Here is a 22135-nt window from a genome sequence, read left to right on the forward strand (position 1 = left end):
AAATCTTGTTTCTTGAATCCACTCTTCACTTGCGAAGCAAAATTCACTTTTCACCCTTCACATCTAAACTTCTGATCCCTATCATTTCAATAACGGACCTATCAAAATGATAGGCTTTTGTGTTTGAATACAGTTGAATTGTTTTATGTAAGTGTTTGTTATTTAATTGTTTAAATGTTTTGTTTGCAAAGTGGGCTTTCTTTTGGCCTATAGGATGTGAATAAAATATTTAAAAAATGACAATTTCAAGAAAAACGACCAAAAAACGCGAGCATGCAGTTTTCAGTCAGCTGATAGTATCGTATGTAGTTCTTACCCTTTTAATCCTAATGATTTCAATATGATGCTTATAAGTTTAATTCTGCTTTTTGCAGTGATGTTCTGGCTTCTTTACAAATCTGTTGAATTTTTTGATAAAATATAAAACTATGTGGAGTTTATTTTTCCTTTCAATCCTGGCTTTTGTGTACATCTGCTACGTTTTGCTGAAACCTGAAAAATTTTAACCGGTCATGAATACAGAAATTCTAGGCGTTATAGCCATGTTTGTCATTACACTAGTCATTGGAATATTTCTTGGGAAATACATTGCTAATGTGTACGGGTACAAAAAGACCTTTTTAGATCCTGTTTTTGAACCTGTTGAAAAATTAATTTATAAAATATCGGGAATCAGCCCGGCCCGTCAGATGACCTGGAAACAGAATATGTATGCCATGCTGACTATCAACCTTGTTTGGTTCATCATAGGATTTCTGATCCTGATGACCCAGTCGTGGCTTCCTTTAAATCCTGACGGAAACCCGAATATGTCACCTGATCTTGCTTTTAATACAGCTATATCCTTTCTGGTGAACTGTAACCTTCAGCATTATTCAGGAGAAACGGGAGTGAGTTATTTAAGTCAGCTTTATCTGATGTTCCTGCAGTTTGTCACTGCTGCTACCGGAATGGCGGCAATGGCTGTTCTTTTCAAAGCTTTTAAAGATAAAACAACTACAGAATTAGGGAATTTCTACGATTTCTTTACTAAATCTGTGGTCAGAATACTGGTTCCGATCAGTATCCTTGTTGCCCTGATCCTTTCTGCCAACGGAAGCCCGATGACTTTCGAAGGGAAAGACCATATCACAACATTGGAAGGACAGAAAGCGGATGTTTCCAGAGGCCCTGTGGCTGCTTTTGTAGCGATCAAGCATTTGGGAACCAATGGAGGAGGTTTCTTCGGAGCCAACTCGGCGCACCCGCTTGAAAACCCGAACTATGTGACGAATATGACCGAAATGGTCACTCAGATGATCATTCCGTTTGCATTGGTTTTTGCATTAGGATTTTATCTGAAAAAAAGAAAACTGTCATGGGTAATCTTTACCGTAATGACTGTCGGTTTTCTGGCACTTGCTGTCCCTAATATTGTTAATGAAACAAACGGTAATCCACTGATCACACAAATGGGTGCTGACAGCAGTCTGGGAGCTATGGAAGGCAAGGAAATCCGTTTCGGAAGCGCATCTTCAGGATATTGGAGCATTGCAACAACTGTGATCTCAACAGGCTCTGTGAATTCAATGCATGACAGTACCATGCTGCTTTCAGGAATGAACGAGCTGCTGGCTATGATGATCAACTGTTTCTACGGAGGCTGTGGTGTTGGAATCCTGAATTATTTCATCTTTATCATTCTTGCTGTATTCATCAGTGGTCTGATGGTAGGAAGGACGCCGGAATTCATGGGTAAAAAGATCGAAGCCAAAGAGATGAAGATCGCCATGATTGTGGCTCTTTTCCATCCATTCTTAATACTTGTAGGAACAGCATTAACGGCCTATCTGCCGGAATTTGGAGCAAAAACATTGAATAATCCCGGTTTCCACGGATTCAGTGAAATGCTGTATGAATTCACCTCTTCTTCTGCGAACAACGGTTCAGGATTTGAAGGACTTGGTGACAATACACCATGGTGGAATATCTCAACGGGAATTGTATTGTTATTATCCAGATTTATTCCCATCATCGGACCGATAGCGATTGCAGGATTACTGGCGCAGAAAAAATTCATTCCGGAGAGTTCAGGAACGCTAAAAACAGATACAGCCACTTTCGGCTTTATGACGCTGGCGGTGATTCTTCTTATTGCAGCCCTGTCTTTCTTCCCGGCACTCACATTGGGACCTATCGCAGAACAGATCCAGTATTTCTCTAAATAAATATTAAAAATTAAAATCAATAGTCAACCATTAGGAAGATTGAAATATCAGGAAACAGTCTAAAACTCATCGAAACATTCACCTGAATATATTATCCATTTCCATTCCTTCTTATTTTAATTTGTCTTAATGGTTACCGTTGATTTACAATGATATAACTCTTTCAAAAAAATGAAAAATCAATCACAGACATTATTTCAAAAAGATTTGGTGAACGAAGCGATCAAACAGTCCTTCGTCAAGCTGAATCCGAAAATCATGTTTAAAAATCCCGTAATGTTCCTGGTAGAGGTCGGAACTGTTGTAATGTTCATCGTAAGCCTTTTCAGCCTTACAGGAGACCAATCACAGGGAAGCTTTGCTTATAACTTTACCGTATTCATCATCTTATTTTTCACCGTTCTTTTCGCCAATTTTGCAGAAGCTATTGCGGAAGCCAGAGGAAAAGCTCAGGCGGATACCCTTAGAAAAACACGTGAAGAAACTCCCGCCAAAGTAATTTTGGAGAACAAACCGGGATTTCAGGTAGAAACCGTTCTGAGAATGTCTGCCGAAATGAAGCTTGGTGATATTTTCCTTTGCGAAACCGGAGATCAGATCCCAATGGACGGAGAAATCATCGAAGGGCTTGCTACTATTGATGAATCGGCAATTACCGGAGAAAGTGCACCCGTTATCCGTGAATCCGGAGGTGATAAAAGCTCTGTAACAGGCGGAACAAAAGTTCTTTCCGACAGAATAAAAGTAAAAGTGACTACTAAACCGGGAGAGTCCTTTTTAGATAAAATGATTGCCCTTGTAGAAGGAGCTTCAAGACAGAAAACACCTAATGAAATTGCATTAACCATACTTCTGGCAGGATTTACCCTGACCTTTATTATCGTAACACTCACTTTAAAACCTTTTGCAGACTACGCGCAGACTCCCATTACCATTGCGGCATTTATATCACTTTTCGTTTGTTTGATTCCCACAACCATTGGAGGTCTGCTTTCTGCAATCGGGATTGCAGGAATGGACAGGGCTTTGAGAGCGAATGTAATTACTAAAAGTGGAAAAGCGGTGGAAACTGCCGGAGACATCGATGTCTTGCTGCTTGATAAAACAGGAACCATTACCATTGGAAACCGTAAGGCAACAGAATTTCACCCTGCAGACGGAATCAGGCTGCCGGACTTTATTAAAGCTTCTGCGCTAAGCTCTGTAGCAGATGAAACACCGGAAGGGAAATCTATTATAGAATTGAGCCAGCTGAAATCAGAAGACCTTCTTGTTCCCAACCCGGTCTATATTGATTTCTCAGCGGAAACAAGAACCTCAGGAATTGATTTTGAAACCACAAGAATCAGAAAAGGAGCCTATGACACGATAAAAAAGCTGACTGAAAAAGCCGGGAATGTTTTCCCGAAAGAAACCCAGGATGCCGTTACCAAAATTTCTGAAAACGGAGGAACTCCTCTTGTGGTAAGCGTTAATGAAAAAGTCTGGGGCGTCATCGAACTTCAGGATATCATTAAAACAGGAATCCAGGAACGTTTCCAGAGACTGAGAAAAATGGGGGTAAAAACGGTGATGGTAACCGGAGATAATCCTCTGACAGCAAAATTCATTGCTGAAAAAGCAGGCGTAGATGATTTTATCGCCGAAGCCAAGCCTGAAGACAAAATGAACTACATCAAAAAAGAACAGCAGGAAGGAAAGCTGGTCGCCATGATGGGAGACGGAACAAATGATGCTCCGGCATTGGCTCAGGCTGATGTGGGAGTAGCAATGAACAGTGGAACACAGGCTGCAAAAGAAGCCGGTAACATGGTAGACCTTGACAATGACCCTACGAAATTGATCGAGATCGTGGAGATCGGAAAACAGCTTTTGATGACCCGAGGAACACTGACGACTTTCAGTATTGCGAATGACGTTGCTAAATATTTTGCCATCATTCCTGCACTGTTTATTACTTTCATTCCTTCCCTTCAGAAATTGAATATTATGAATCTTCACAGCCCGGAAACAGCCATATTATCAGCCGTTATTTTCAATGCCGTGATCATTCCTTTCCTTATTCCGTTAGCGTTAAAAGGAGTGGCCTATAAGCCGATTGGGGCCAGTGCATTATTGAGAAGAAACCTTTTGATTTATGGTTTGGGAGGTGTTATTGTTCCGTTCATCGGGATCAAAATCATCGATTTAGTGATCAGTTTATTCTATTAAAATTTTAAAAAATGAAAAATCATATTGTTGCAGCATTCAGACTGACTTTTGTAATGCTGGCTGTCGTAGGAATTTATCTGCTTATCGTATACGGAGGGTCAAAAGTATTGCCTACAAAAGGAAATGCGGAGATTGTTAGCCATAACGGGCAGAAGTTCTATGCCAATGTAGGGCAGGAATTTAAATCTGGAAAATACTTTCACGGACGTCCGTCATCTGTTAATTACAATGCCGCAGGAAGCGGGGGAAGCAACAAAGGACCGAGCAACGAAGAATACCTGGAAACCGTACAGAAAAGAATCGACACCTTAAAAATGGATCATCCTGGAATGGGAAATACAAAAGTTCCCGTAGAACTGGTTACAGCCAGTGGAAGCGGCCTTGATCCTGACATTTCAGAAGAAGGTGCTTTGTACCAGGTAAGGAAAATTGCAGAAGTCAGAAATCTTTCAGAAGAAAAAGTAAGAGATTTAGTGAAAAATCAAACAGAGAAACCGTTTTTAGGACTTTTAGGACCTTCAAAAGTAAATGTACTGAAGCTTAATATCGCTTTGGATCAATTAAAATAATCTAGCCATCACCGTGAAAAAATATATCATTACCAGTGCCGTATTATTCGGGATTTTTTTCCCGAAAGCACAATCATCAGATTCATTAAAAACAGAAAATAAAGTGACTTTTTCTGCCTATGCAGAACTTTTCTACACGTATGATTTTAATGAACCTGACAATCATCTCCGTCAGAATTTTTTATACTCCTACAACAGGCATAATGAGCTCAATCTGAATTTAGGATTGGTAAAAGCGAATTATCAGAGTGAGAATCTCCGCGCCAATATTGCTTTAATGGGTGGAACTTATGCGCAGGACAATATGGCTGCAGAAGAGGAAGCATTGCGCTATGTAAATGAAGCAAATGTGGGAATCAAAATTTCAAAGACCAAAAACTTATGGATCGATGCAGGGATTATGCCTTCCCACATCGGTTGGGAAAGTGCGATAGGAAAAGACAACATGAATCTCACAAGAAGTTTTGCTGCTGAAAATTCACCATATTTCGAAACGGGAGCAAAGGTTTCTTATACTTCAGACAATGGAAAATGGTTTTTGAGCGGATTAGTGCTTAATGGCTGGCAACGCATTGCAAAGTCGGAAGGAAATCAAAGCATTTCTTTCGGGCATCAGGTGACTTATAAACCAACAGAAAAGATTACGCTGAACAGCAGCTCTTTCATCGGAAATGATAAATCAAAAGAAGAAAAAAGGATGCGTTATTTCCATGATCTTTACGGAAGTTTCCAGCTGACAGATCAATTTTCGGCTTTGCTGGGCTTTGATATCGGTGCAGAGCAGAAAGAGAAAGGGAGCAGCAGTTATAACATCTGGTACACTCCAAATATATTAATGAAATACCAGCTGGACAGCAAATGGGCTCTGGCAGGAAGAGTTGAATATTACAACGATAAAAACGGGGTGATCATCAGCACCAAAACGCCCAATGGTTTCCAAACCTTCGGATATTCCCTGAATGTAGATTATGCAATTCTGAAGAACGTGGTTTTCCGTACAGAAGCGAGAGGTTTCACCTCCAAAGATGCCATCTTTGTGAAGAATGATGAGATGAAGCAGGGTAATTTCTTTATCACAACAAGTCTGGCTGCCTGGTTTTAGAGAATAAAAATAATAAATCACAAAAGTCACAAAAGTTGTTGACACTTAAGTTATTTGAAGTTTAAAACTTTTTGATAAGAAGATCACATAAGTTTTTAAACAAAAATGAATTAAAATCTGCGTAATTCGTGTAATCTGCGAGAGATAAATATTAACCACAAAAGTGATAAAAGATTCTGAGAAACAAAAAGCTTTTGTGCCTTTTGTGTTTAAAAAATTAATAAAGCAAAAATCAATGTCATCAGCAAAACATTTTTTAGAATTGATCCAGAAATCCAGGAAAGGAAAATTCAAAATCTATATCGGGATGAGCGCAGGTGTGGGGAAAACATTCCGTATGCTACAGGAGGCACAGTCTCTTCTGCGTAACAGCATTGACGTGAAAATTGGCTATATAGAAACCCATGACCGGGAAGAAACCGTAGCCCTTACCAACGGAATTCCTGAAATACCAAGAAGATCAGTTTTTTATAAAGGTAAAAACCTTGAAGAAATGGATCTTCAAACCATTATCAATGAACATCCGGAAGTCGTTTTAGTGGATGAATTGGCTCACACGAATGTAGAAGGTTCGAAAAACAAAAAAAGATGGCAGGATGTGCTGGAAATCCTTGATAACGGGATCAATGTCATCAGTGCTATGAATATCCAGCATATCGAAAGCCTGAATGAGGAAGTAAAAAATATAACGGGAATAGAAGTGGCAGAACGTGTTCCTGATAAGATTTTAAGTCTTGCGGATGAGGTGGTCAATATAGATCTTACCGCAGATGAACTGCTCACCCGTCTGAAAGAAGGAAAAATCTATAAAAAAGAAAAAATCCAGACCGCGCTTACCAATTTTTTTCAAAGCGGGCATATTCTGCAGCTTCGGGAACTTGCTTTAAAAGAAGTGGCTGCTCACGTAGAAAGAAAGGTTGAAACTGAGATCAAAACTGAGAATTTTAAACCGATAAAATTTCTGGCGTGCATCAGCAGTAATGAGAAAATTGCTAAGAATATCATCCGGAAAACTGCCCGCCTGGCAAGTTATTACAACAGCCAGTGGACAGTTCTATATGTTCAGAAGCCATCAGAAAATCCTGAAAAAATTGCTCTCGACAAACAGCGGTATTTAATTAATAATTTTAATTTAGCACAGGAATTGGGAGCGAAAGTGGTTCGCGTAAAAGAAAGCAGTGTCCACAATGGAATTCTGGAATATGTAATTGCCCATAATATCACGACAGTATGCATCGGAAAACCTCACGCAAAGCTCTGGCAGCGGCTTTCCGGCTACAGCTGGATCTATACGCTGATGAACAGACTGAATGAAAAGCAGATAGATATTATTATTTTATCTTAGAAGTAATGAAACTTAAAACAAAACTCACCTTAGGCGTAGGTCTTTTATTTTTACTGATCGTTCTCATGTCAGTAATCGGATCCGTCTATATCAATAAGCTGAAATCCGACACTGAAAAAATCCTTACTGCAAACTACAACAGTCTGGAATTTTCCAAGAATATGCTTCTGGCCTTGGATAAAATAAGTACTGACAGCGCTATTGCAGTGAACGATTTTCAGAAAAACAATAAGCTGCAGGAGAAAAACCTTACTGAATTTGGTGAAAAGGAAGCTACTCAAAGTCTGAATCTGCATTTCAACAGCTATCTGAAACAGCCTTCTCCGGGAAAAGAAAAATTGATTCGTGAAGACCTGGTAAAGATCATGTCACTGAATATGAAAGGAATTGAAAGGAAAAGTGACATTGCCATCATCACCGCTGAAAATGCCACTTTCTGGATTGTAAGTTTGGGAACGGTCTGTTTTCTGATCGCTTTCATTCTGCTTTTTAACCTGCCGCAGACCATTGCCGAACCTATCAATCAGCTGACGTTCAGTATCAGGCAGATCGCAGCTAAAAATTATAGTGAAAGGGTACATTTCAAAGGCAGTGAGGAATTCAACAGCCTTGCAGATTCATTTAATACCATGGCCGAAAAACTTCAGGAATATGAAAGCAGTAGCCTTTCCAAGCAGCTGATGGATAAAAAACGCATTGAAACACTGGTGAACAATATGCACGATGCGGTGATTGGGCTGGATGAAAACCATTTTATCTACATGATCAATGATGAGGCGCTGAAGATCACCAATCTCCATAAGGACGAAATCATCGGTAAAACTGCTCATGAAGTAGCCGTTAATAATGATCTGATGCGTGAACTGCTTAAAAATATTGATCATCCGGTAAAAGAACCGATTAAGATTGTTCGGGACAACAAGGAAAACTATTTTGAACAGGATATTATTCCCATCAATATTGTAAAGACGGGTGAAAAGGAAACCAAATATATCGGAAAAGTGATTCTTCTACGGAATATTACGCCCTTCAAAGAACTTGATTTTGCTAAAACCAATTTCATAGCTACCATTTCCCATGAGCTTAAAACACCTATATCCGCTATAAAAATGGGTGTACAGCTACTCGGCAATCAAAAATTTGGAGAGTTGAATGATCAGCAGAAAGAACTGCTCAAAAGCATCACTGACGATGGCCAGAGGCTATTGAATATCACCGGAGAACTGCTGAATCTTTCACAGGTAGAAACCGGAAACATTAGTCTGACCGTTGAGAAATGTTCCCCGAAAGAAGTGGTGCAGGCTGCCGTTAAGAATGTTGAAAAGTTGGCAGAACAGAAAAATATTCACATCAATACCGAATACCTTATAGACAACAGTGATTTCGTAAATGCAGATTTTGATAAAACCGTCTGGGTGATGAATAACTTTCTTACCAATGCTGTCAAACATTCCTTTCAGGATGAAAATATTGCAATCAGGGTAGAAAGGCTGGATTCAATGATTCAGTTCAGTATTACCGATACCGGAAGCGGAATTGATGAAAAATATCACCGACAGATTTTCGATCGTTATTTTCAGGTTCCGGGTGAACAGCAGAATGGAACAGGGCTGGGTTTGGCGATTTCTAAAAATTTTATAGAAAAACAAAAAGGCGAAATAGGAGTAAAGAGCGTTCCAAATCAGGGAAGTACTTTTTATTTCAGGCTGCCGGTGGCGTAAAAGATTTTAAATAAAAATTCGTTTAGATTTGTAAAAAATAATAATCAGAAAAATTAATTATGAAAAAATCTATCACTCTGCTATCATTCCTGTTTTTCATCCTGTTTTATTCACATATGTCCGGACAGGCGTTCAAACTGGAAGAGCTCGCTGCATTCAATACACTTGATATGGCGACTTTTAAAGCAGAAATTAAAAAACATAAATATACTTTCTACGACAAAACAGAAAGTCCCGCATTTATTCTGTTCGAATATGAAAGTCCGGATTATACCTACAAAATTGGGAAATTTGAATATACCGCTGATAAATCTCAGGACAATATAGAATTTCAGTTCAAAGACAAAAAAGAACATGATGCCTACATAAAAGCAATTCTCGCAACAGGCTACAAGCAAACTGAAAAAGGGAAAATACTTACCGGTGAAAATTATGTAGATTACCTTAAAGATAAAGCACAGGTCAGAATGGTTGATCCTAAAACTGCGAAGGATCGTTATACGATTCTAGTATTCAAATAAAATAATTTTTTTATATACGTTGGTATCACTGGATTTTGTACTATAAAAAATAAGGGCTGTAATTTTTTTTACAGCCCTTCAAATATAGATAAGGTTATTAGTTTATTTTTTTATGAACTTCTGAATCATCGTTTTGTTTTTTGTAAACAACTTGATGATGTAGTTTCCTTTAGCCAGTTCGGCTACATTTACAGAATTGGTTTTTACGCCTGTAGTATTCAGGATTCTTCCGGAAGCATCATAAATTTCAGCTTTGATGATCTCCTCTCCGGATTTGATGTGAAGAATATCCTGTACCGGATTCGGATAAATGCTTACATTTTCCTTGCCTGTTTTAGTTTCAGAAACTGCCAGTACATTTCTTACCGTAGTCGTGTAAGTGTTGGTAATGACCGGAGCATTATAATCAAAATAAATATTTGCCGTATTGCTGAATGCATCTCCCATGGCCAACGTAGATTTTGTTTTGATCTTGAAAGAAATATATCCATCGTTACTTGCATCGTCAAACGGAAGCTGTATATTTTCAAAAATAAATTCGGCCGTGTTTCCGGTCATTCTCGTTACAAAACTATGGCTTGCATGTAAAGGAGTGAGAGTAGAGATGTCAAATTTTGAAGTATCAATTTCATCCTTCACGACAATATTTCTGGCATTTGCTGTTCCTTGATTTTCAAATCGGATGAGGTAATGAACGTAATCGCCCACCTGGGTTTGTGCAATCATCGTTCCTTCAAGACAGGTTTTATCATTCGGATCCAGAGAATTTACAACCGTTTGGTTCAGGGTAAATGTATTGTCTGTTGGCGTATCGTCAGGAGCTCCGTTGATCTGTGCTGTATAATGGAGGATATCACCATCGTTTACCGGCGGAGTATCGGTTGGTGTATTCAGTTCGAATTTAACCTTAACTTCTCTTGTTTCAAAAGGAATAAGGCCTGTGAAATTCCAGGTAAGGTTCCCGGTAGATTGAGCATCAGGAGTTACAGTAGAGCTTACAAAGTCCATGATGTTGTCATTGTAACTGAATCCAACAGTTCCGGACTGCATGGTCGTTCCTTTATTTTTGAAAACGATTTTATAATCCGAATTGAATCCCGGTACTGCAGAATCCAATGGAATAATCACAATTTCAAGGTCCGGATGGGAACCATTAGCCGTGATACAGAAATTTTGGGTCAACGGACTTGTCATCATTGGGAAATTAGCTGTAAAAGAAGCGGGCGATATATTGAAATATGCCGGGTTTTCAAGAGCGGGACTTATTGTATGCGTTCCTGTCTGCACCGGAATAGAGTAGTCCCCTGATTGATTGCTTATGATACTTCCTGTAGCTCCGCTTCCTGTAATGTTGAATTTCTGGAATGCCTTATTCGGATCCGTCGGATCACAGCCGCTTCCGTTAAGATCATATTTTGTATTACCCTTGATCGTGTAGAAAGTTCCGCCCGGGGTGAACGAACAGTAAGAATTGACGATTACATTATTATAACCATATGAGTTATTTGAAGCAATAATCTGATTGATTTCAGAATCATCACAGCATATGTAGCTCAAATTCGGATTGTTTTGATAACTTCCGATGGTAATTCTGCCGTTTTTTATAAACAGGCTCTGCAAATTGTTATTGGGAACATTAATTGAATTCAGTATTGTATTATGGCTTATATCTAGAGAAGTAAGCTGATTATTATTAAGGAAAAGTGTCTGCAATAAAGGAATGCCAGAAAGATCGATACTGGTGAACTGGTTATTGATAATCCTTAGATAATTTAAAAGAGGGCTTTGGCTTAAATTAAGAGTAGACAGGCTATTATAACTGGCTTCAAGTGATTTTAATTTAGGCGTATTCTGAAGATTGATCGAAGTCAGCTGGTTGGCTGAACATATCAGGTCTTCAAGTTTTGTTAAGTTACTTACATCAAGACTCGTCAATAAATTTCCGGAAATATGAAATCTGTACAATCAACCAGCGAGCTTACATTGAGGCTGGCTATGTCATTGTCGCTGCATAGCAAATATTTCATTGTTGTGCTGCCTGTGAAATTAATAGTTTGTACTTTTCCTCCTGTACATGTCAGGATATTCATTTTGGGAAGGTTGGAAATATCCAGATTGACAATGTTGGCATTCGATACATTGATATTTTCCAGAAGAGGGCAGCCCGTAAAATTGGCAGAAGACATATTGATGTTATTCTTGAAACTTACCAGTTTTACTTTTTGCATACCGCTGATGTCTACAGAAAGTAGGTTCGGACTGTCTGATACATCCAGATATTCCAGGTTGGTGAAAGATTTTACACCTTCAATGGAGGAAATCTGGAACGGGTTGCCGTTTGAACTGTACATGGTAATATCCCTGATATTGGCAGCTTCAGACAGCTGTATTTCGCCGTCGTTATTGATGTCCATAGCTATCCAGTTGCCTGCAAGATCCTGAGTGATATGGTTGGTGGCGGTTCCGGAAAGCAGTTTAGCTTTAAATTGAGAGTCCGGAATGTTAACAATCTGTCCTATAACAGATAAGTGTGCCAGAAAGAGCACAAAAAAGTAGAGTTTTTTCATAGTTACGTGATTAGTTTTTATAAATATATAAAAAATTATATTACGAAAAATAATTACTTTTTGATTTTTATTATTTTATATAATGTTTGTTTTATTTGTTTTTGTTTAAATAATTTATTTAAATATTGATTTTATGTTAATTTTTAATTCTGTATAAATGTTATGGAATTGTAGAAATATGAAGGAAAATATGGTTATTTAATAAACAGTTATGACTTTCCGAATAATTTAAATTTGGCTAAAGCCCGTTCCCATTGAATAAATTTGCCACCACTATAAAAATCTGCGTTATCCGCACCATCTGCGAGAAAAAATATTTTCCATGTTTTATGAATCTGTGTCATCTGTTTAGTCTATAATCACAATTCAATGCTATTAGGCTTGGACTTTACAAAAAAATAAGCCATTGAAATACAATCTCAATGGCTTATTTATTATTTATTAAAAGTATTACTGTTTCTCTATCAGATCTAGAAATTCCTGTTCATCCAGAATCGTAATGGTACCAATGTCCTGGGCCTTTTTCAGCTTGCTTCCTGCTTTTTCGCCTACCACAAGGAAGTTAAGGTTTTTAGAAACCGCAGAAATGTTTTTTCCGCCATGTTTTTCCACCATCTCCTCCGCCTGCTCTCTTGTGAACAGGGACAGTTTTCCCGTAAAAAGGAAAGCTTTTCCTTCCAGAATATTAGACAGGACTTCATTCGTGTTTTCTCCCTTTTCAAGCTGCACACCATATGATTTCAAACGCTCAATCATCAGGATGTTCTCCGGGTTGGCGAAGAATTCTACAATGCTTACGGCGATCTTCGCTCCAATATCCTCTACCTGGCAAAGCTCTTCTACGGTAGCATTTTTAAGCTCATCAATGGTAGCGAAATTTTTCACCAGTTTCTTGGCAACCGTTTCACCTACATGTTTGATCCCGATTCCGTACAGAACTTTTTCAAACGGTATTTCTTTTGATTTCTCAATCCCTGAAATAATATTCTGTGCCGATTTTTCAGCCATTCTTTCCAGCGGAAGCAGCTGTTCCTTCGTCAAAACATAAAAATCTGCAGGATTTTCTATCAAACGTTCCCTGTAAAGCTGTTCTATTGTTTCACTTCCCAGATTTTCAATATTCAGAGCCTTTCTGGAAACATAGTGGATCATTCTTCCCACAACCTGTGGCGGGCAGTGAAGCTCGTTCGGGCAGAAATGGATGGCCTGATCAACAATTTTTACAAGCTCTGTACCACATTCAGGGCATTGTTTGATGTATTCTATTTCTTTGCTTTCAGCTGTTCTTTTTGCAGTATTTACCCCTACAATTTTTGGGATAATCTCACCGCCTTTCTCTACATAAACGAAGTCATGCTCATGCAGGTCAAGCTTCTTAATGATGTCTTCATTGTGAAGAGAAGCTCTTTTAACGATGGTTCCTGCGAGTAAAACAGGTTTCAAATTGGCAACCGGAGTAATGGCACCCGTTCTTCCTACCTGATAAGATACACTCTGAAGCTCAGTTTCCACCTTTTCAGCTTTGAATTTATAAGCCATAGCCCATCTCGGTGACTTTGCCGTATAGCCAAGCTGTCTTTGCTGTTGGAGAGAATTCACTTTTAGTACTATTCCGTCAATTTCAAAAGGAAGATTATGTCTTTCCGTATCCCAGAAGTTGATGAATTCTTTCACCTCATCCATAGTTTTACAGAGTTTGGCCTGCTGTGAAGTCTTAAAGCCCCAGCTTTGTGCTTTCTGAAGCAGTTCCCAATGGCTCTGTGCCGGAATATCTTCAGAAATAAACTGGTAGAGCACTGAAGACAGTCCACGTTTTCTTACCTCACCACTATCCTGCATTTTTAAGCTTCCGCTGGCCGTATTTCTTGGGTTCATAAAAGGATCCAGGCCTTCCTCTTCACGCAGTTTATTGATCTTGTCAAAGTTCTTCCGGGTCAGGTAAATTTCTCCTCTCATGAAAAAATGAGCTGGGAAATCGCCTTTCAGCGTCAGAGGAATATCCGAAATGGTACGCACGTTTGAAGTAATCTCATCACCCTGGAAACCGTCACCACGCGTTACGGCCTGGGCCAGTTTTCCGTTTTCATATAAGATAGAGATAGAAGCACCGTCATATTTCAGCTCTGCCACAAATTCCACCGGATCATTGATGGTTTTGATAATTCTTTTCTCCCAGTCTTCAAGATCATCGAAATCATAAGAATTATCCAGAGAATACATTCTGAATTTATGCTGAATCGTTGGAAAAATTTTAGTAATACCGCCGCCTACACGTACCGTAGGTGAATTTTCGTCATAAAATTCCGGGTGCTTTGCTTCCAGGTCCCGAAGCTCTTCCAGAAGCATATCAAAATCAAAATCAGAGATGGTAGCGGCATCCAGAAGGTAGTAATTTTCATTATGCTGGTGAAGCTCCTTACGAAGCTGTTCTATTTTTTGCTGTATGTTTTCAGACATTGCTTTCTATCTTTTGAGCAAAAATAGCTAAACTAATTTCATTAAAAAATACCATAATTAAATATTATAGAAATATTAAAAAGCTGTAATATGCTTTAAAGTGTTGACTATCTTTATTATAAAACGTTTGTTTAAATTAATTTAACATAATGTTATGATTTAGTTGAAAATTTGTTAAAGCTCCCTTAAACAGATGGTTCGGAAAGTCAAAATACCTTTGCACATCTAATTTGAAAAGATGAGAAAAGTAAAGATTGTACTAGGATTATTGTTTTTGGGATTTGGAACACTGGCTTATGCGCAGACTACGCAGGCTTCTATTGTGGGAAAAGTAACCGGGCTGGGCAGTACCGCTCAGGAAAAAGTGAAAGTAACGATCGTGAACGAGTCAACAGGGTTCAGGACGGAAACGGAGACCAATTCTAAAGGAGAATATATCTTCAAAGAAATCCCTTTGGGCGGACCATATACGGTGATTGTAAACGAGGAGAAAAAAGAGGGATACAACGTCAACTTCGGAGATCAGGTTACAGTAAACATGAGCTTAGACGGCGGAGAAAAGCAGATTGAAGAAGTAATCGTTACCGGAAACCTGAAAAACAAGATAGGAAACCTTGGAGCGGCTACTGCAATTTCAGCGAAGAATATCAGTATGCTTCCGGTAAACGGAAGAAACTTTACCAATCTTACAGAATTATCTCCATTAAGCGGAAAAGGCGGAAACCTTTCCGGGCAGCTGGGATCTTCAACAAACTTTACGATTGATGGGATGACGGCTAAAAATCCTACCTCTGCGGGATCCACAACCAGCCGAAGCGGAGCGCCTTTCTCTATTTCGATAGAAGCTGTTCGTGAATTTAAAATCACAACCAACCAGTATGATGTGACACTGGGAAGAAGTGGTGGAGGAACGGTAAGTGCTGTTACGAAATCAGGTACGAATAAATTTTCTGGAAGTGCCTGGGAATATCTGAGAACCAACTGGCTTTCCAGTCCGTATGATATTAGAGGAAATAAAAGGGAAAATGATTTCTCTACTTCCCAGTTCGGGTTCTCATTAGGCGGACCAATCATTAAAAATAAGTTACACTTCTTCGTGGCATGGGATCATCAGCTGGATTCAAGACCGTTGATCATAGCAGATATCAAATCTAAGGACGACGAGAAGAGATTTAATACAACAACCGAGACGCTGAACCAGTTCCTTGATATTGCAAGGAAAAAATACGGAGTTGGAAATACTCCGCAGTTTGGGAGTTTTGACAAAGTAAGAAATTCAGATGCCGGATTTTTACGTTTAGACTGGCAGATCAATGAAAAAAACTTATTGACGTTAAGGAATAATTTCACCTACGACCTGAATAAGAACGGATTGGGAGACAATACCGCGATCAATTTCTTCGAATCGTACGGAAATGACAAAAATATTGACAACAGCTTACTCTTAAGTTTGAGAACAAACCTAAAGCCTAACCTGACGAATGAGCTTAAGGCACAGTATCTATACACATTTCAGGACAGTTATCAGAACAGCGAATTAGGAAAAACAGTTCCGAGAGCAGTGGTAGAAGGTGTTCAATCCAGCGTGGGATCAACCAATATCCAGATTGGAGGGCATCGTTTTGCTCAAGAAGGCTTTCGGAATAATGTATTCCAGATTGTAGATAACTTATACTACAACACGGATAAAATTAAATATACTTTTGGGGCAGATTTGATGTACACCAGATCAAAATCTATCTACGGAAGTGAGGTGAACGGAAGATTTCAGTTCCAGGGAATGACGAATTTCGACAATCTTACTCCTTACAGATTCTACAGGGAAGTGCCGTTGATGGACGATCCGTCTGTAAAATCCAGTATCTGGAATGCAGGATTATATGGCCAGATTCAGACCAAAATAGCAACAGGTCTTGACTTTATGGCAGGACTGAGATTCGATTATGGAGGATATCCGAAAGCAGAATTCAATCAAAAGCTTTTTGATGAAATGGGAATCAGAACGGATAATCAGATCAAATCTTTTGTTATTCAGCCAAGATTCCAGTTCGACTGGAATATCAACGAAGAGAATAAGGATTTCTTAAAATTTGGTGCCGGAATTTTCTCTTCTGATATCAACAATTATATGGTGATCAATAACCTTGTTTTTGACGGAAAACACTTAGCAACAGTAGATGTGAATCCCGGCACTGTCGGCCTGACTCCTGATTTTCCAGGATATAGAAATGACTACGGAACGGTTCCTTCACTTTCACAGTATCAGATCCCAACAATCAATTATACCGGAGAAGATGCAAAGATTCCAATTGTTTATAAAGCAAATATTTCCTATACACACTTTTTTAATGAAAGATTCAGAGCAGGAATTGCCGGATATATGGTGCTGGGAAGAAACAATTACTTCTATTATGACAGGAATATGATGGCCAATCCATTCTTCACTTTAGCCAATGAAGGAGGAAGAGGAGTATATGTGCCTGATGCTACCATTATCAATAACGATAATAAAAGTGTGAGTATCGACTGGAAAGAAGGAAGAATTAATAAAAAGTTCGGAAGAGTGCTTGAGCTTGTAAGCGATGGAAAAGTAAACCAGTTCTCATTCGTTGTGGATACAAGTTACCGTTACTGGAAAGATGGGGAGATCACTGCAAGTTATACATGGTCCGACATCAAAGATAATACCTCATACAACGGAAATGTGGCGAATTCTGCAACATTATCTACTCCGGTTCAGGGCGATCCGAGAGATTTAAGAATGGGCTATTCTGACAACCAGTTCAGAAACAAGATCGTGGTTTACGGTAACTCGCCTACCATTGCAGGCTTTACTCTGGGAGTAAGATATTCAGGAATCGGAGGAACACGTTTCTCGGTGACTGCAGGAGGAAATATTAACGGTGATTTTGTGGATTCTAATGATCTTGCTTATATCTTCCCGGAAATTATTACCCAGCCGCTTCTTAACGATCCGGAAGTAGGGCAGGCACTAAAAGATTATGTTGAAAAATACAACAATGCCATTGCAGAACGTAATGGTGGTAAAAACGGTTTTTACGGAGTATGGGATGTTCGTGTTGCGAAGAAATTTAAATTTGAAAAAATCGGTGCATTTGAGCTTTCTGTAGATATTTTCAACCTGGCGAATCTTCTTAATAAAGAATGGGGTGTGAATAAATCTTATGGTAATATGTCTTTGTACAGAGTGACAGAATTCGACCATGCTACCAAACAGTTTAAATACGTTAAAAATACCAGCGGTTTAGCGCCTCTTTCCGGTAATCCTTACCAGATCCAGATCGGAGCGAAATACAGTTTTTAACATTTAAGCATTACCTTTATCAAATATTTTAAGTTTTTTATCTAATTATCCAATTGTATTATGAAAAAATTTATCTTAGGGTTAGCAGTTTTAAGCACAGTCGTAATGAAGGCACAAACCCAGATTATTGCACACAGAGGCTATTTCCAGGCTCAGCCGCCTACAACGGAAAATTCTATTAAATCTTTAGAAAATGCCCAGAAATTAAAGATATACGGATCGGAATTCGATGTAAGAATGACCAAAGACGGTGTTCTTGTGATCAATCATGACGAGCATCATGGTAAAATGGAGATCTCTGAAACCTCTTTCAAAGAGCTGGAAGCATTGAAGCTATCGAATGGCGAAAAGTTTCCTACATTAAAGGATTATCTGAAGCAGGGCAAAAAAGATCCTTCTTTAAAACTCATTGTTGAGATAAAACCCGCCAAAACTCCGGAAATAGAAAATGAGATCACTCAGAAAACCCTTAAAATGATCAGAGATATGAAACTGGAAGGGCAGAGTGAATATATTTCTTTCAGCCTGAACATCTGCAAACAGATCAAAAAGCTGGAACCGAAGTTCAAAGTACAGTATCTGAACGGTGAGCTTTCCCCTGAGCAGATTAAAAAGGAAGGTCTTGACGGTATGGATTATCATTACAGCGTTTTCCAGAAAAATCCTACATGGATCTCTGAAGCTAAAACTTTAGGACTTATCACAAACGCCTGGACAGTAAATGATGAGGCAGTTTATCAGGAATTGAAAAATCAGGGAATAGGTTTTATTACCACCAATATTCCTGATCAGCTAAAGAATAAATAATAGATTTTGGCTCAAAGAAAATAAGCCGGATAGCAAATTTTACAGCCTGTTTCTTTTTAAGAGCAGGCTTTTTTTGTGTTTGAAATTTATTATCGGTTTGATAGGCAGTTATTTATTTTTTTATTTTGTCAAAGAATACTGTAAAATATATTATTTAATACAGAAACTGATGTTAAAAATTCTTAATTATTTAAGTGTCTGAATATTAAATACATGTAAGATGTGTTAAACTTAGGTTCATGATTTGTTTAATAATATTTTAATAAATGTTAAAATTGTATTAAAACCATAGCCATAATGTCGTTCTAATTTTGCGCAAACAAAAAGGATATGCGTAAAGAGACACAAAAACTGCTGGTTTTGTCGCTGCTTGGAATAGTAAGCGTCAATCTGGCGGCTCAGCAGAAAGTAAAAAAAGATACTGTTAAGGGCATTGATGAGGTGGTGGTAACCGCTTTGGGGATCAAAAGGCAGGATAAGTCTTTGGGATATTCCACCCAAACCGTCAAGTCAGAAGAAATCCTCAAAACCCAGAATAACAACTGGGCACAGGCATTGGAAGGAAAAGTGGCCGGACTGAAGGTTCAGACAGCAGGGGCAGGACCACTTGGAACCAGCCGTATCACACTCCGCGGAGACGTTTCCATGAATATGGGTAATAACGGAGCCCTGATCGTTGTAGATGGCGTTCCTTTAAGTGACAAAAGAAACGGAACCGGAACTTCAGCTTATGGCGCAGGTTCGGGAGGAGACCTTCCGATCGATTATGGAGACAGCTACAACAGCATCAATCCGGATGATATTGAATCTGTTACTGTTCTGAAAGGACCAAGTGCATCCGCGTTGTACGGTTCCAGAGGTTCCAAGGGAGCGATTATGATCACCACGAAATCCGGAAAAACAAAAAAGGGGAAAGTGCAGATTACATTGAACTCCTATACCAGTTTTGACAGCGTTCTTAAATGGCCGGATTACCAGTACGAATACGGACAGGGAACCATGCAGAAAGATAAAGGCGGAAACTATTACTACTCTTACGGAGCTTCGGCAGACGGAGTGAATACCGGATCTACCAGCAGCGCATTCGGGCCGAAATTTGACGGGCAGTACTATTTTCAGTATGATCCTTCAGTAGAGGGACAAAGTAAGGAAAGACAGCTCTGGAGACCCTACAAAAATAACATCAAAGATTTCTGGCAGACAGGAACCACTTATTCAAACAGTTTATCATTAGAACATTCTAATGAAACCACCGCTTTCAGATCATCCCTTTCTTACCTTAAAAATGAATGGATGATGCCAAATACAGGCTTTGACAGGCTGAACGCAGCAGTATCTGTTGATCATAAGATGAGCAGTAAACTAAGGGTTGGAACCAAACTGAATTTCAGCCAGACCAAAAGTGATAATCTTCCGGCTACAGGCTACAACAACCAGTCGATTTCATATTTTATGATCTTCCAGAATCCAAACGTAGATCTGGCGTGGTACAGACCTATCTGGAAGAGCGGGCAGGAGCAGGTAGACCAGATCCATCCTTTCAGCTCATATATTGATAACCCTTATGTTATTGCTTATGAAAACCTGAATTCTACAGATAAAAAGATCATTACCGGAAATATTAATGTAAACTATCAGTTTGCAAAAAACTTTGATGTTACCTTCAAATCCGGCCTGGAATGGAGCAGTGAATTCCGTACACAAAGAAGACCGTGGAGCTCTGCCAACTACCTGAAAGGCTATTACAGAGAGCAATATATCAAATATTTAGATCTGAATAATGATATTTTATTTACCTATAAGAATAAATTCGGAGACTTTGGCGTAACAGCTTCAGCCGGAGGAAATATCAGGTATTATGAGCAAACCATGAATGATTACAGGGCGATAGGTCTTAATAAAGCCGGCGTATATCAGCTAACCAATGCAATAGCCTTAGACAATAAGCTTCCGAAACCTAATGACAACCAGGTAAACAGTACCTATGCACTGGCGAATTTCAGCTATAAGGATCTCGTTTTTGTGGATGTGACGGCCAGAAATGACTGGAGCAGTACGCTTCCAAAACATAACAGATCTTATTTCTATCCGTCAGTTTCCTCATCATTTGTGCTGTCTGATATATTCAAAATGAAATCAGATCAGTTTAATTTCTGGAAACTGAGACTATCCTGGTCAAAAGTAGGAAATGACACCTACAACTACATGCTGGATAAATATTACGAAAACAGCTCTTTTGCAGGTTCCGTGGAATCTCCGTTGCTGTATCCCAACCCGGATCTTAGACCGGAAATGATAACGAATATTGAAGGGGGAATGGATTTCACTATCCTTAAAAACAGATTGAGCTATAATATTACAGCTTATCAGAACAATTCCAAGGACCAGACCATTGTGATCCCGGTATTATATGAAGTAGGTTATAACAAAAGGATCATTAATGCCGGTGAGATTAGAAACAGAGGAATTGAAATGACCTTAAATGCTTATCCGGTAAAGAATAAAAACTTCTCTTGGAATGTAAGCGCCAACTGGTCTATGAACAGAAATAAAATCCTTTCCCTTCCTGAAGAGTTTCAGGGTGAACCTTATACCATTGGAAGTGTAGGTGGTGTAGTGTATTACAATGCTGTAGTAGGCGGTTCACTGGGTGATATGTATGGTTACGGCCTGATGTATTCCCCGGACGGCCAGGTGATTTACGGTAGTGACGGACTGACAGCAAAGCCTACAGAAATGAAAAAGATAGGAAATGCCTATCCAAAATGGAGAGCCGGTCTTCAGAATGAATTTAAATATAAAAATATCACTTTAAGCTTCTCATTTGACGGGCAGTATAAAGGAATAGCATACTCCCAGTCCCACCACAAAATGTCTGAGCAGGGGAAACTGGAGCATACGCTTTGGGGAAGAGATAATCCTAATGGCCTGATTGTAGGTCAAGGCGTAGTTCAGAACCCGGATGGCAGCTTCTCACCGAACACCAAAGGAGTTCCCGTTCCTACATATTACTCAGATTATTATAGGAGAGCCAATGTGGAAACGAATTCATTCGATACATCATTCATCAAGCTTAGAGATGCCAGAATTTCCTATTCTTTCCCTAAATCGATTGTTGATCCTTTGAAGGTTACAGATATAACGCTTGCCTTATTTGGAAGAAATCTTTGGATGTGGACGAAATTCCCATTGTTTGATCCGGAGGCCGCAACACTGGATGATTCTACCATTACTCCTGGGATAGAAATGGGGCAGCTCCCTTCTTCAAGAACAGTCGGGATACAGTTAAACGTTAAATTTTAA

General features: G+C 39.0%; 13 protein-coding genes. 10 read left to right on the top strand and 3 right to left on the bottom strand.

The genetic code is table 11. The features are described from left to right. The first annotated feature begins 512 nt into the window (after positions 1–512). The 7 genes from kdpA to ACMGDK_RS16460 all read left to right on the top strand — a co-directional run bounded on the left by kdpA (position 513) and on the right by ACMGDK_RS16460 (position 9676). Positions 513–2207 carry a potassium-transporting ATPase subunit KdpA gene (gene kdpA, locus ACMGDK_RS16430; RefSeq protein WP_436808945.1) on the top strand — a complete coding sequence of 565 codons (1695 nt, stop codon included), beginning with the start codon at positions 513–515 and terminating at the stop codon, positions 2205–2207. A gap of 171 nt (positions 2208–2378) precedes the next feature. Then, positions 2379–4418, top strand: a complete 2040-nt coding sequence (kdpB, locus tag ACMGDK_RS16435; RefSeq protein ID WP_436808946.1) for a potassium-transporting ATPase subunit KdpB — start codon at positions 2379–2381, stop codon at positions 4416–4418. Between the two features lie 11 nt (positions 4419–4429). Next, positions 4430–4987: a potassium-transporting ATPase subunit C gene (locus tag ACMGDK_RS16440; protein ID WP_436808947.1), complete on the top strand. Its 558-nt coding sequence runs from the start codon at positions 4430–4432 to the stop codon at positions 4985–4987. Positions 4988–5000: 13 nt separating this feature from the next. Then, positions 5001–6089: a porin gene (locus tag ACMGDK_RS16445; protein ID WP_436808948.1), complete on the top strand. Its 1089-nt coding sequence runs from the start codon at positions 5001–5003 to the stop codon at positions 6087–6089. A 235-nt stretch (positions 6090–6324) separates the two neighbouring features. Then, positions 6325–7434, top strand: a complete 1110-nt coding sequence (locus ACMGDK_RS16450; protein ID WP_436808949.1) for a sensor protein KdpD — start codon at positions 6325–6327, stop codon at positions 7432–7434. A gap of 5 nt (positions 7435–7439) precedes the next feature. After that, positions 7440–9155, top strand: coding sequence for an ATP-binding protein (locus tag ACMGDK_RS16455; RefSeq protein WP_436808950.1), 1716 nt, complete (start codon positions 7440–7442; stop codon positions 9153–9155). A gap of 59 nt (positions 9156–9214) precedes the next feature. Continuing rightward, positions 9215–9676 carry a hypothetical protein gene (locus ACMGDK_RS16460; RefSeq protein ID WP_436808951.1) on the top strand — a complete coding sequence of 154 codons (462 nt, stop codon included), beginning with the start codon at positions 9215–9217 and terminating at the stop codon, positions 9674–9676. Between the two features lie 102 nt (positions 9677–9778). On the opposite strand, the gene ACMGDK_RS16465 is transcribed toward ACMGDK_RS16460, so the two are convergent. The 3 genes from ACMGDK_RS16465 to ligA all read right to left on the bottom strand — a co-directional run bounded on the left by ACMGDK_RS16465 (position 9779) and on the right by ligA (position 14700). Next, complete coding sequence (locus ACMGDK_RS16465) at positions 9779–11641, bottom strand: DUF7619 domain-containing protein (protein WP_436808952.1); 1863 nt, start codon at positions 11639–11641, stop codon at positions 9779–9781. After that, entirely contained in the window at positions 11608–12243 is a 636-nt protein-coding gene (locus ACMGDK_RS16470; RefSeq protein ID WP_436808953.1) for a leucine-rich repeat domain-containing protein, read from the bottom strand. Before ACMGDK_RS16470 ends, ACMGDK_RS16465 begins: the two co-directional genes overlap by 34 nt. Positions 12244–12693: 450 nt before the next feature. Further along, positions 12694–14700, bottom strand: a complete 2007-nt coding sequence (gene ligA, locus ACMGDK_RS16475; RefSeq protein WP_436808954.1) for an NAD-dependent DNA ligase LigA — start codon at positions 14698–14700, stop codon at positions 12694–12696. Between the two features lie 238 nt (positions 14701–14938). On the opposite strand from ligA, the gene ACMGDK_RS16480 reads away from it, so the two are divergent. From ACMGDK_RS16480 to ACMGDK_RS16490, 3 genes are all read left to right on the top strand, one after another. Next, a complete protein-coding gene (locus tag ACMGDK_RS16480) occupies positions 14939–18025 on the top strand; it encodes a TonB-dependent receptor (protein WP_436808955.1) in 3087 nt (1028 codons plus the stop codon). A gap of 60 nt (positions 18026–18085) precedes the next feature. Next, positions 18086–18832, top strand: a complete 747-nt coding sequence (locus ACMGDK_RS16485; RefSeq protein WP_436808956.1) for a glycerophosphodiester phosphodiesterase family protein — start codon at positions 18086–18088, stop codon at positions 18830–18832. A 330-nt stretch (positions 18833–19162) separates the two neighbouring features. Beyond that, complete coding sequence (locus ACMGDK_RS16490; protein ID WP_436808957.1) at positions 19163–22135, top strand: SusC/RagA family TonB-linked outer membrane protein; 2973 nt, start codon at positions 19163–19165, stop codon at positions 22133–22135.

The organism is Chryseobacterium hilariae (genome assembly GCF_051400735.1).
Classification (GTDB): domain Bacteria; phylum Bacteroidota; class Bacteroidia; order Flavobacteriales; family Weeksellaceae; genus Chryseobacterium.

Excerpts from the sequence above, each read along its gene's own strand:
- ACMGDK_RS16450 (WP_436808949.1), top strand. The coding sequence starts at position 6,325 with ATGTCATCAGCAAAACATTTTTTAGAATTGATCCAGAAATCCAGGAAA.
- ACMGDK_RS16470 (WP_436808953.1), bottom strand. The coding sequence starts at position 12,243 with ATGAAAAAACTCTACTTTTTTGTGCTCTTTCTGGCACACTTATCTGTT.
- ligA (WP_436808954.1), bottom strand. The coding sequence starts at position 14,700 with ATGTCTGAAAACATACAGCAAAAAATAGAACAGCTTCGTAAGGAGCTT.
- ACMGDK_RS16490 (WP_436808957.1), top strand. The coding sequence starts at position 19,163 with ATGCGTAAAGAGACACAAAAACTGCTGGTTTTGTCGCTGCTTGGAATA.
- ACMGDK_RS16455 (WP_436808950.1), top strand. The coding sequence starts at position 7,440 with ATGAAACTTAAAACAAAACTCACCTTAGGCGTAGGTCTTTTATTTTTA.
- ACMGDK_RS16440 (WP_436808947.1), top strand. The coding sequence starts at position 4,430 with ATGAAAAATCATATTGTTGCAGCATTCAGACTGACTTTTGTAATGCTG.
- ACMGDK_RS16460 (WP_436808951.1), top strand. The coding sequence starts at position 9,215 with ATGAAAAAATCTATCACTCTGCTATCATTCCTGTTTTTCATCCTGTTT.
- kdpA (WP_436808945.1), top strand. The coding sequence starts at position 513 with ATGAATACAGAAATTCTAGGCGTTATAGCCATGTTTGTCATTACACTA.
- ACMGDK_RS16485 (WP_436808956.1), top strand. The coding sequence starts at position 18,086 with ATGAAAAAATTTATCTTAGGGTTAGCAGTTTTAAGCACAGTCGTAATG.
- kdpB (WP_436808946.1), top strand. The coding sequence starts at position 2,379 with ATGAAAAATCAATCACAGACATTATTTCAAAAAGATTTGGTGAACGAA.
- ACMGDK_RS16480 (WP_436808955.1), top strand. The coding sequence starts at position 14,939 with ATGAGAAAAGTAAAGATTGTACTAGGATTATTGTTTTTGGGATTTGGA.